Origin of the sequence: Paraburkholderia sp. RAU2J, assembly GCF_003634845.1 — a bacterium.
Classification (GTDB): domain Bacteria; phylum Pseudomonadota; class Gammaproteobacteria; order Burkholderiales; family Burkholderiaceae; genus Paraburkholderia; species Paraburkholderia fynbosensis.
The window spans coordinates 816,259-827,299 of the sequence record NZ_RBXG01000001.1 but is presented as its reverse complement, the minus strand read 5'-3'; the positions used below and the strand labels follow the sequence as shown (position 1 = coordinate 827,299).

Below are 11,041 nucleotides of genomic sequence, written 5' to 3'. Positions count from 1 at the left end.
ACAATATAACGGAGACTTCGATGATGAACCCCACAAACACGATCGAGACAAGCGCGGCCACGTCCCGCGTGTCGAAAGTCGGCGCGGTACTGCGCGTGACCAGCGGCAACTTTCTCGAACAGTTCGACTTCTTTCTGTTCGGCTTTTACGCGCCTTACATTTCGAAGGTGTTCTTCCCGACGAGCAGCGAATTCGCGTCGCTGATGCTCACCTTCGCCGTGTTCGGCGCGGGTTTCCTGATGCGGCCGCTCGGCGCGATTTTCCTCGGCGCGTACATCGACCAGGTGGGGCGTCGCAAGGGCTTGATCGTGACGCTGTCGATCATGGCGAGCGGCACGATACTGATCGGCTGCGTGCCGGGCTTCACGTCGATCGGTCTGCTGGCGCCGGCCCTCGTGCTGCTCGGGCGGCTGTTGCAGGGCTTTTCCGCGGGCGCCGAACTGGGCGGCGTGTCGGTCTATCTCGCCGAGATCGCGACGCCGGGTCATAGGGGCTTCTATACGAGCTGGCAATCGGCGAGCCAGCAGGTCGCGATCGTGATCGCGGCGGCGCTCGGCTACGGCCTCAATCACTGGATGAGCGCCGCGACGATCGGCGCGTGGGGATGGCGCATTCCGTTCTTTATCGGCTGCGCGATCGTGCCGCTGCTTTTCGCGTTGCGCCGCTCGCTGGAAGAGACGGAGGCGTTCAAGGCGCAGCGGCATCGTCCCGGCGCGCGCGAAGTGTTCGGCACGCTGTTGCAGAACTGGCAGGTCGTATTCGCGGGCATGCTGCTGGTCGCGATGACCACCACGACGTTCTATCTGATCACCGTCTACACACCGACCTTCGGCAAGACCGTGCTGAAGCTCTCGACCGCCGACAGTCTGATCGTGACGCTGTGCGTCGGCATCGGCAATTTCATCTGGTTGCCGGTTGGTGGCGCGCTGTCGGATCGCATCGGACGCCGGCCGATCCTGATCGCGATTACCGTGCTGGCGATCCTGACCGCGTATCCGGCGCTGTGGTGGCTGGCGTCGTCGCCGGGTGTCGGCCGCATGCTGATCGTGCTGCTGTGGTTCTCGTTCTTCTTCGGCATGTACAACGGCGCGATGGTTGCCGCGCTCACCGAAGTGATGCCGGAGAACGTGCGCGTGGCCGGTTTTTCGCTTGCGTTCAGCCTCGCTACGGCGGTCTTCGGCGGCTTTACGCCAGCGGTGTCGACCTACCTCATCCAGGTGACGGGCGACCGGGCGGCGCCGGGTTACTGGCTGAGCTTCGCCGCCGTATGCGGCCTGATCGCGACGTTGATTCTCTATCGTCGCAGTGAGGTGGCGAAGCGGTTTGCGACGTAGCTCTTGTGACGATTCTGCCTCGGAAAGCCCGCCTTCGCGGGCTTTTTTCATGCGCGGCGAAACGGGCGCGACAGTCCGGTGAGCGCTTTGCCGCCGGCCCCGGCGCTCCCTGAGCGTTGGCGACATCAGCCTTCTCACGATCCAATCCGGACCAAAACACCATAAATCCCATTATCTGAATTCGCCATTCACATATTGGAGATTTCTCAAAAACGGTCCTACAATCCAACCCAACACGCAACGTGAGCCGGGAAGCCCTATTCATCCGGCCGCGCAAAAGCGACAGCAAAAAAACTGGAGACAAGGCCAAACCATGCCCGACATCACGAGGCAGCACCGCTGCGCCCGCCGCTTCGCGCGTCCTCAAGGCTTCTCCTCCGGCCCCGCGCTGTAAGCGCACACACCACCCAAAGCTAATCGCCATGAACAAAGCGATGCCTACTCACGCCGCAAGCGCGTCCGAAGCCAATCACGCGGACAACGCCGCGCCGCGCCCGGCCACCGCCGCCAAGGCGCGCGCCAGCGTTCAACCGGCTGGCGTCGACGGAATCGCCGTGCCCAGCACGCTGCTCGACATCACGCCGCAACAGGCCGGCACGCAGACGCTGTTGCGCGGCCTCGCGATTCTCGAAGCCGCCGCCGCTGGCGTGCGCGATCTGCGCACCTTCGGCGCCGCACTCGGCACGACCCGCAGCACGACGCACCGGCTGGTGAGCAGCCTCGTGCAGGCGCGCTATCTGCGCCAGGTGCAAGGCGGCTATCTGCTCGGCCCGAAGCTGATCGAACTCGGCACCATCGCGCTCGAACAGATGCCGCTCACGGCGGTCGCGCGTCCGCATCTCGAATCGCTCGCGGAACAGACGCTCGACACGATTCACCTCGGCGTGCGCGACGGCGACGACGTGCTGTACATCGACAAGATTCCCGGCACCCGCGGCCTCGAAATGCGTTCACGCGTCGGGCACCGGATGCCGCTCGCGTCGACGGGGATCGGCAAGGCGATGATGCTCGACCTCACGCCGGACGTCTGGCAGACACTGTTCGACGCGTCGCGCCGCGCGCTCGCCGGCGTCACGTTCAAGCCGGACAACCGCCCCGACGCGCCGACCTTCATGCAGCGCATGACCGGTTACGCAGCCGGCGGCTACACCTTCGACCTCGAAGAGAACGAAGCGTCGATCCGCTGCGTCGCGGCCCCGGTGCGTGATGCGTCGGGCGCGGTGGTGGCTGCGTTGTCGGTGGCGAGCACGATTCCATACATGCCGCTCGAACGCATGGACGAACTGATTCCGGTCGTGCAGCGCGAAGCGCGCGCGATCTCGGAAGAACTCGGTTGGCGCGCTCCCCAACCGACAACCCGCAGGATCAAACGATGACACAGGCGGGTTCTCTCACACCGGCAGGCAGCCATCCGGCCACAGGTGTCGTCGCCGACGCAGGCTTCGCGAATGCCGCGCTGATCGCGCTCGACTGGGGCACGACCTCGTTGCGCGCCTATCTGTACGACACCGACGGCCAGGTGCTGGCGACGCGCGCGTCGCCGGCCGGCATCATGAATCTACCGCGCAGCGCGGAGCAGGGCGGTTTCGACGCCGCTTTCGACGACGTGTGCGGCGCCTGGCTCGACGCGGCGCGCGGCGTACCGGTGATCGCGGCGGGGATGGTCGGCAGCGCGCAGGGCTGGCTGGAGGCGCCGTACGTCGACGCACCGGCGAGCGCCGATGCGCTCGTGAGCGGCCTCGTTCGCGTGCAGGCGGCATGCGGCGCGACGCTGCACATCGTGCCGGGCATCCTGCAACGCGGTGAACTGCCCAACGTGATGCGCGGCGAAGAAACGCAGATTTTCGGCGCGCTCGGCGAGGACGCGAACGCCGCGGACTACGGCAAGCGCGCGCTGATCGGCTTGCCGGGCACGCACGCGAAATGGGCGGTCGTGCAGGCAGGCCGCATCGAACGTTTTCATACCTTCATGACGGGCGAAGTGTTCGCGGCGCTGCGCGAGCATACGATTCTCGGCCGCACGATGGCCACGCCGGATCGTCCGGATACCGAAGCATTCCTGCACGGCGTGAGCATCGCGCGTGAAAAGGGACAGGCGGGCATGCTCGCGACCGTTTTCAGCGCCCGCACGCTCGGTCTCACCGGACAACTCGCGCGCGACGAGCTGCCCGACTATCTGTCGGGCCTGCTGATCGGCCACGAACTGGCCGGCCTCGACGCCGTGCTGACGCAACAGCAGAGCTCGCTCGCCGCGCAGAGCCTGCGCCTGATCGGCAATGAAGCGCTGTGCGAGCGCTATCGACTCGCACTCGCGCAATTCGGCTGCACCCAGGCGGAACTGGTGAAGCAGGCCACCGAGCGCGGCCTGTGGCGCGTCGCCTCGCAGGCGGGGCTCGTCAATCCGGCCGCTCACGCGGCGCGCGCCGACTAAGCGGCGCGCAGGCCATCTCCGTGCCGCTCACGAAACAAGGAACCGACATGCAACCTCACATCAATCTGCCCGCACCGTACATGCCGCACGCGGGCCTGATCGCGGCGTTCGAAGTCTGTCCGTTGATCGCGATCATGCGCGGCGTGACCCCCGCCGACGCGGCCGATCACGGTCAGGCGCTGTACGAAGCGGGCTTTCGCATCGTCGAAGTGCCGTTGAATTCGCCGCAGCCGTTCGACAGCATCGCCGCGATCCGCAAGGTGTTGCCGGCGGATGCGATCGTCGGCGCGGGCACGGTGCTGCATCCGAGTTTCGTCAACGACGTGAAGTCGGCGGGCGGCGAACTGATCGTGATGCCGCATAGCGATCCCGAAGTCGTCGCCGCCGCGAAAGCGCAGGGCCTCGCCTGTGCGCCGGGCGTCGCCACGCCAACTGAAGCGTTCATCGCGCTGAAGAACGGCGCGGACGTGCTCAAGATGTTCCCCGCCGAACAACTCGGCTGCCAGGTCGTGAAGGCATGGCGCGCGGTGATCGCGGCGCAGGTGCCGCTGGTGCCGGTCGGCGGCATCACGCCGGACAACATGGGGCCGTTCCTGAGCGCCGGTGCGAACGGCTTCGGCCTCGGCTCGGCGCTGTACAAGCCGGGTCAGAGCGCCGCCGTGACCGCCTCGCATGCGAAGGCGTTCATCAACGGCTTGCGCATCGCCCGCGCAGGCGCGAAGAAATGAAACGGCTCGCCGGCAAAGCCGCCCTGGTGACCGGCGCCGGACGCGGCATCGGCGCGGCGATCGCACTTGCGTTCGCGCGTGAAGGCGCGTCGGTCGTGCTCGCGGAACTGGATATCGACACCGCCCAGCAGACGGCGGCGCACATCAAGGCGCAAACCGGCGCACGCGTGCTCGCGGTGCGCACGGACGTGACGCAGTCCGCGTCGGTTCAGCGGGCGGTGAGCGAGGCGGAGCAGGCGTTCGGCGCGGTGGACGTGCTGGTGAACAACGCAGGCATCAACGTGTTCTGCGATCCGCTCACCATGACCGACGACGACTGGCGGCGCTGCTTCGCGGTCGATCTGGACGGCGTGTGGAACGGTTGCCGCGCGGTGTTGCCGGGCATGGTCGAACGCGGCACGGGCAGCATCGTGAATATCGCGTCGACCCATGCATTCAAGATCATTCCGGGCTGCTTTCCGTACCCGGTGGCCAAGCACGGCGTGATTGGCCTGACGCGCGCGCTCGGCATCGAATACGCGCCGCGCAACGTACGCGTGAATGCGATCGCGCCGGGTTACATCGAAACGCAATTGACGCACGACTGGTGGAACGAACAGCCCGATCCGGCCGCCGCGCAGCAGGCGACGCTCGATCTGCAGCCGATGAAGCGCATCGGCCGCCCGGAAGAAGTGGCGATGACGGCGGTGTTTCTCGCCTCGGATGAAGCGCCGTTCATCAACGCCAGTTGCATCACCGTGGATGGCGGCCGCTCGGCGCTGTATCACGACTGATTCACGACGGATTTTTGCAGTACGCAGGTTTGCGCAGGGGCGCAAAAGTACACCGGACGACGCGCTGGCCGCGTGTGTCATCACCGGTACAAGAAGACGCGGCCGCTTACCTTCTCGTTATCAATTAGTCAGGAGACACGCATTATGAAACGTAGAATTTTCCTCACGCTGGCAGCAGCGGCGACGGGTGTGCTCTTCAACGCACCGGTCGCGCAGGCGGCCGATCCGGTCAAGATCGGCTTCCTCGTGAAGCAGCCGGAAGAGCCGTGGTTCCAGGACGAATGGAAGTTCGCCGAAATCGCTGCGAAGGAAAAGGGCTTCACGCTCGTGAAGATCGGCGCGCCGTCGGGCGAGAAGGTGATGAGCGCAATCGACAACCTGTCGGCGCAGAAGGCGCAAGGCTTCGTGATCTGCACGCCCGACGTCAAGCTCGGACCGGGCATCGTCGCGAAGGCGAAGGCCGACAAGCTGAAGATGATGACGGTGGACGACCGCCTCGTCGACGGCGCGGGCAAGCCGATCGCATCGGTGCCGCATATGGGCATCTCGGCGTACAACATCGGCAAGCAGGTCGGCGACGGTCTCGCGGCCGAAATCAAGAAGCGCGGCTGGGACATGAAGGACGTGGGCGCGATCGACGTGACCTACGAACAGCTGCCGACCGCGCATGACCGCACCAGCGGCGCGACCGACGCACTGGTGGCCGCCGGCTTCCCGAAGGCGAACGTGATCGCCGCGCCGCAAGCGAAGACGGACACGGAAAACGCGTTCAACGCCGCCAACATCGCGCTGACGAAGAACCCGCAATTCAAGCACTGGGTCGCTTACGCGCTGAACGACGAAGGCGTGCTCGGCGCGGTGCGCGCAGCGGAAGGCCGCGGCTTCAAGGCGGACAACATGATCGGTATCGGCATCGGCGGTTCGGACTCGGCGTTGAACGAGTTCAAGAAGCCGACGCCGACGGGCTTCTACGGCACGGTCATCATCAGCCCGAAGCGCCACGGCGAAGAAACCTCGACGCTCATGTACGACTGGATCACGCAAGGCAAGGAACCGCCGCTGCTCACGCTGACGACCGGCATGCTGGCCACGCGTGACAACGTCGCCGATGTGCGCCAGAAGATGGGCCTCGCGTCGAACTGAGCGTGTGACACGCGGTGCGATGAAGTGAGCTGCCGGCGCGTCATGGTCGAAACATGACGCGCCGGCGGCAGCGATAAAAGATCAGCAGTAGAGACAAGCCGTGTTTGCGCCTGCCCGTGAGGTACGAAGTACCAGGCACGGCGAGGCGCGGTTCACGTAAAACGGCAACTAACTTGCATGGGACGGGAGTAAGCGCTAAGCGCTCACTCCCGTCGACACAGGAGGCGAAGTGTCAGCGACGCTACGTTTTGACAATATCGGCAAGGTCTTTCCAGGCGTGCGTGCGCTCGACGGTGTGTCCTTCGAGGTCAACGTCGGCCAGGTTCACGGCCTGATGGGCGAAAACGGCGCAGGGAAATCGACCCTGCTGAAGATACTCGGCGGTGAATATCAACCCGATTCGGGCCGCGTGCTGATCGACGGCAACGAGGTGCGCTTCTCGAGTGCGGCGTCGTCGATCGCGGCGGGGATCGCGGTGATTCACCAGGAACTGCAGTACGTGCCCGATCTGACGGTCGCGGAAAACCTGCTGCTCGGCCAGCTGCCGAACTCGCTCGGCTGGGTCAACAAGCGCGAAGCCAAGCGCTTCGTGCGCGAACGCCTCGAAGCGATGGGCGTGGCGCTCGATCCGAACGCGAAACTACGCAAGCTCTCGATCGCGCAGCGGCAGATGGTCGAAATCTGCAAGGCGCTGCTGCGCAACGCACGCGTGATTGCGCTCGACGAGCCGACCAGTTCGCTGTCGCATCGCGAGACCGAGGTGCTGTTCAAGCTGGTGCGCGATCTGCGCGCCGACAATCGCGCGATGATCTACATCTCGCACCGCATGGACGAGATCTACGAACTGTGCGACGCCTGCACGATCTTCCGCGACGGTCGCAAGATCGCCTCGCATCCGACGCTCGAAGGCGTGTCGCGCGACACCATCGTCAGCGAGATGGTGGGGCGTGAAATTTCGGACATCTACAACTATTCGGCGCGCCCGCTCGGCGAAGTGCGCTTCGCGGCGAAAGCGATCGAAGGCCATGCGCTCGCGCAACCGGCCAGCTTCGAAGTGCGGCGCGGCGAGATCGTCGGTTTCTTCGGACTGGTGGGCGCGGGCCGCAGCGAGCTGATGCATCTGGTCTACGGCGCCGATCACAAGAAGGGCGGCGAACTGCTGCTCGACGGCAAGCCGATCAAGGTGCGCAGCGCGGGCGAAGCGATCAGGCACGGCATCGTGCTGTGCCCGGAAGACCGCAAGGAAGAGGGCATCGTCGCGATGGCGACGGTCTCGGAGAACATCAACATCAGTTGCCGCCGTCACTATCTGCGCGCGGGGATGTTTCTCGATCGCAAGAAGGAAGCGGAAACCGCGGACCGTTTCATCAAGCTGCTGAAGATCAAGACGCCGAGCCGTCGCCAGAAAATCCGTTTCCTGTCGGGCGGCAATCAGCAGAAGGCGATTCTGTCGCGCTGGCTCGCCGAGCCCGATCTGAAGGTCGTGATTCTCGACGAGCCGACGCGCGGCATCGACGTCGGCGCGAAGCATGAAATCTACAACGTGATCTATCAGCTGGCCGAACGCGGCTGCGCGATCGTGATGATTTCGTCGGAATTGCCGGAAGTGCTCGGCGTGTCCGACCGCATCGTCGTGATGCGTCAGGGCCGAATTTCCGGAGAGCTGGCGCGCCGGGATGCCACGGAGCAATCGGTGTTGAGCCTCGCGCTGCCGCAAAGCTCGACTGCGCTGCCTGAGACCGCAGCCGCCGCCCAGCACGCGGCCTGAACCTTATTTGGACGCAAGTCCGGCAACCCGTGGGGATACGGGAGGAGTATTGAACATGCAAGCCAGAGAAAACCTCGCGCAACAGGCCGCCAAGAGCGCCGCCGATGCGCTGATTCCGCAAGCCAACGACAAGGCGAAATGGTGGCAGCAGATCACCGAATACAGCCTGATCCTGATCTTCGTCGTGATGTTCGTCACGATGTCGCTGACCGTCGATCACTTCTTCTCGATCGAGAACATGCTCGGCCTCGCACTGTCGATTTCGCAGATCGGCATGGTCGCGTGCACGATGATGTTCTGTCTCGCCTCGCGCGACTTCGACCTCTCCGTGGGATCGACCGTCGCCTTCGCCGGCGTGTTGTGCGCGATGGTGCTCAACGCCACGGGTAACACGTTTATCGCGATCATCGCGGCGGTCGCGGCAGGCGCGGTGATCGGTTTCGTCAACGGCGCGGTGATCGCGTATCTGCGCATCAACGCGCTGATCACGACGCTCGCGACGATGGAAATCGTTCGCGGCCTCGGCTTCATCGTGTCGCACGGTCAAGCCGTGGGCGTGTCGTCGGATACGTTCATCGAGCTGGGCGGCTTGAGCTTCTTCGGCGTGTCGCTGCCGATCTGGGTCACGCTGCTGTGCTTCATCGTGTTCGGCGTGATGCTCAACCAGACCGTGTACGGGCGCAATACGCTCGCGATCGGCGGCAATCCGGAAGCGTCGCGTCTGGCCGGTATCAATGTCGAACGCACGCGGGTCTACATCTTCCTGATTCAAGGCGCGGTGACCGCGCTGGCCGGTGTGATTCTGGCGTCGCGCATCACGTCGGGTCAGCCGAATGCCGCGGAAGGCTTCGAGCTGAACGTGATCTCGGCGTGCGTGTTGGGCGGCGTGTCGCTGCTCGGCGGACGCGCGACGATTTCCGGCGTCGTGATCGGCGTGCTGATCATGGGCACCGTCGAGAACGTGATGAACCTCATGAACATCGACGCGTTCTATCAATACCTCGTGCGTGGCGCGATCCTGCTCGCCGCCGTGCTGCTCGACCAGTTGAAGAATCGCGGTTCGCGCGACTGACCCCGCGACTGAACCCGTCACTTATCCAATCAGCTCTCAAAGGAATCGAACGATGTCGTCTCCGGCCAATGCAAATGCCCGTCTCGCGGACAGCGCGTTCGCGCGCTATCCGAGTCTCGTCGACCGCACGGTGTTGATCACGGGCGGCGCGACCGGTATCGGCGCATCGTTCGTCGAGCATTTCGCGGCGCAGGGCGCGCGCGTCGCGTTCTTCGATATCGACGCGAGCGCCGGTGAAGCGCTCGCCGACGAACTCGGCGATTCGAAGCACAAGCCGCTGTTCCTGACGTGCGATCTGACCGATGTCGACGCGCTCCAAAAAGCGATCGCCGATGTGAAGGCCGCACTCGGCCCCATCCAGGTGCTGGTCAACAACGCGGCGAACGACAAGCGCCACACGATCGGCGAAGTGTCGCGCGAGTTTTTCGACGCGGGCATCGCGGTGAATCTCCGCCACCAGTTCTTCGCGGCTCAAGCGGTGATGGAAGACATGAAGGCCGCGAACAGCGGCTCGATCATCAACCTCGGCTCGATCAGCTGGATGTTGAAGAACGGCGGCTATCCGGTGTATGTGATGTCGAAGTCGGCGGTACAGGGTTTGACGCGCGGTCTCGCGCGCGACCTCGGGCACTTCAACATCCGCGTCAATACGCTGGTGCCGGGCTGGGTGATGACGGAGAAGCAGAAGCGCCTGTGGCTCGACGACACCGGCCGCCGCCAGATCAAGGAAGGGCAGTGTATCGATGCCGAGCTGGAGCCGTCCGACCTCGCCCGCATGGCGCTGTTCCTCGCCGCCGACGACAGCAAGATGATCACCGCGCAGGACATCGTCGTCGATGGAGGCTGGGCGTGAGCGCTGACATGCCGTCGCACGCCGCTGCGTCGCGCGCGTCGCTGCTGATCGACACGCAATGCATGCTTGGCGAAGCAGCGACCTGGTGCGCGAGAACCGGCCGCTTCTACTGGACCGATATCGAAGGCGCGCGCCTGTGGCGCTACGATCCGCGCGACGGCGGCAGCACGTTCTGGCCTATGCCCGAGCGGCTCGCGACGTTCGCGCTGTGTGCGAATCCGCGCTACCTGCTGCTCGGTCTCGCCACGCATCTGGCGTTTTTCGATCTGACGACCGGCGAGACACAGCGCATCGTCGACGTGGAGCCCGGCTTGAACACGCGCGTGAACGACGGCCGTTGCGACCGTCAGGGGCGCTTCGTGTTCGGCACGAAAGACGAAAGCGGACTGGCGCAACCGGTCGCCGGCTTTTACCGGTTGAATCACGATCTGTCGCTGGAGCGCCTGCCGTTGCCTGCGCCGGCCATCTCGAACAGCATCGCGTTCAGTCCAGACGGCGCGACGATGTATTACTGCGATTCGAAGGTGCCGGAAATTCGCGCGTGCGACTATCGCGCGGACGGCAGCGTCGCCAACGACCGGCTGTTCACCCGCGTGAGCGACGCGGGCGTGGAGCCGGACGGCTCGACCGTCGATCGCGACGGCGGCCTGTGGAACGCCCAGTGGGCTGGGGCGAGCGTAGTGCGCTACGGCCCCGACGGCGTGGAAACCGGGCGCGTCGACGTGCCGACCGCGCAGCCGAGCTGCGTCGCGCTCGGGGGACCGGAATTCGACACGCTGTACATCACGAGCGCGCGCGCCGACCTCGACGCCGCCGCGCTTGCGGCCGATACTCGGGCGGGCGGCGTGTTCGTCGCGCCGGCCGGACGGCACGGTTTGCCCGAGCCGGAGTTCCAGGGCGCGCCCGCATAGCGCAGAATGACGCAGCCCCGCTCGCGGG

General features: G+C 65.0%; 10 protein-coding genes. All 10 read left to right on the top strand.

Annotated features, from left to right (window positions below):
• The first annotated feature begins 23 nt into the window (after positions 1-23).
• The 10 genes from B0G69_RS03810 to B0G69_RS03765 all read left to right on the top strand — a co-directional run bounded on the left by B0G69_RS03810 (position 24) and on the right by B0G69_RS03765 (position 11,013).
• Positions 24-1,334, top strand: a complete 1,311-nt coding sequence (locus B0G69_RS03810) for an MFS transporter (RefSeq protein WP_121319087.1) — start codon at positions 24-26, stop codon at positions 1,332-1,334.
• A gap of 422 nt (positions 1,335-1,756) precedes the next feature.
• Positions 1,757-2,710, top strand: a complete 954-nt coding sequence (locus B0G69_RS03805) for an IclR family transcriptional regulator (protein WP_121315723.1) — start codon at positions 1,757-1,759, stop codon at positions 2,708-2,710.
• Positions 2,707-3,765 (top strand): 2-dehydro-3-deoxygalactonokinase, encoded by a 1,059-nt coding sequence (locus B0G69_RS03800; protein ID WP_121315722.1) that lies wholly within the window; start codon positions 2,707-2,709, stop codon positions 3,763-3,765. The genes B0G69_RS03805 and B0G69_RS03800 overlap by 4 nt, the downstream gene beginning before the upstream one ends.
• 47 nt (positions 3,766-3,812) lie before the next feature.
• A complete protein-coding gene (locus B0G69_RS03795) occupies positions 3,813-4,493 on the top strand; it encodes a 2-dehydro-3-deoxy-6-phosphogalactonate aldolase (protein ID WP_121315721.1) in 681 nt (226 codons plus the stop codon).
• Positions 4,490-5,266 (top strand): SDR family oxidoreductase, encoded by a 777-nt coding sequence (locus tag B0G69_RS03790; RefSeq protein ID WP_121315720.1) that lies wholly within the window; start codon positions 4,490-4,492, stop codon positions 5,264-5,266. The genes B0G69_RS03795 and B0G69_RS03790 overlap by 4 nt, the downstream gene beginning before the upstream one ends.
• 144 nt (positions 5,267-5,410) lie before the next feature.
• Positions 5,411-6,409, top strand: coding sequence for an arabinose ABC transporter substrate-binding protein (locus B0G69_RS03785; RefSeq protein ID WP_121315719.1), 999 nt, complete (start codon positions 5,411-5,413; stop codon positions 6,407-6,409).
• Between the two features lie 229 nt (positions 6,410-6,638).
• Positions 6,639-8,177, top strand: coding sequence for an L-arabinose ABC transporter ATP-binding protein AraG (araG, locus tag B0G69_RS03780; RefSeq protein ID WP_121315718.1), 1,539 nt, complete (start codon positions 6,639-6,641; stop codon positions 8,175-8,177).
• A 55-nt stretch (positions 8,178-8,232) separates the two neighbouring features.
• Positions 8,233-9,249, top strand: a complete 1,017-nt coding sequence (gene araH / locus B0G69_RS03775) for an L-arabinose ABC transporter permease AraH (RefSeq protein WP_121315717.1) — start codon at positions 8,233-8,235, stop codon at positions 9,247-9,249.
• A 52-nt stretch (positions 9,250-9,301) separates the two neighbouring features.
• Complete coding sequence (locus tag B0G69_RS03770; RefSeq protein ID WP_121315716.1) at positions 9,302-10,102, top strand: SDR family oxidoreductase; 801 nt, start codon at positions 9,302-9,304, stop codon at positions 10,100-10,102.
• 8 nt (positions 10,103-10,110) lie between these two features.
• On the top strand, positions 10,111-11,013 hold the full coding sequence (locus tag B0G69_RS03765) for an SMP-30/gluconolactonase/LRE family protein (protein WP_121319085.1): 903 nt from the start codon (positions 10,111-10,113) through the stop codon (positions 11,011-11,013).
• Positions 11,014-11,041: the final 28 nt, after the last annotated feature.

Bases quoted from the DNA above. Each gene is read 5' to 3' on its own strand.
- B0G69_RS03765 (WP_121319085.1), top strand. From the start codon at position 10,111: ATGCCGTCGCACGCCGCTGCGTCGCGCGCGTCGCTGCTGATCGACACG.
- B0G69_RS03805 (WP_121315723.1), top strand. From the start codon at position 1,757: ATGAACAAAGCGATGCCTACTCACGCCGCAAGCGCGTCCGAAGCCAAT.
- B0G69_RS03810 (WP_121319087.1), top strand. From the start codon at position 24: ATGAACCCCACAAACACGATCGAGACAAGCGCGGCCACGTCCCGCGTG.
- B0G69_RS03790 (WP_121315720.1), top strand. From the start codon at position 4,490: ATGAAACGGCTCGCCGGCAAAGCCGCCCTGGTGACCGGCGCCGGACGC.
- B0G69_RS03795 (WP_121315721.1), top strand. From the start codon at position 3,813: ATGCAACCTCACATCAATCTGCCCGCACCGTACATGCCGCACGCGGGC.
- araH (WP_121315717.1), top strand. From the start codon at position 8,233: ATGCAAGCCAGAGAAAACCTCGCGCAACAGGCCGCCAAGAGCGCCGCC.
- B0G69_RS03785 (WP_121315719.1), top strand. From the start codon at position 5,411: ATGAAACGTAGAATTTTCCTCACGCTGGCAGCAGCGGCGACGGGTGTG.
- B0G69_RS03770 (WP_121315716.1), top strand. From the start codon at position 9,302: ATGTCGTCTCCGGCCAATGCAAATGCCCGTCTCGCGGACAGCGCGTTC.
- B0G69_RS03800 (WP_121315722.1), top strand. From the start codon at position 2,707: ATGACACAGGCGGGTTCTCTCACACCGGCAGGCAGCCATCCGGCCACA.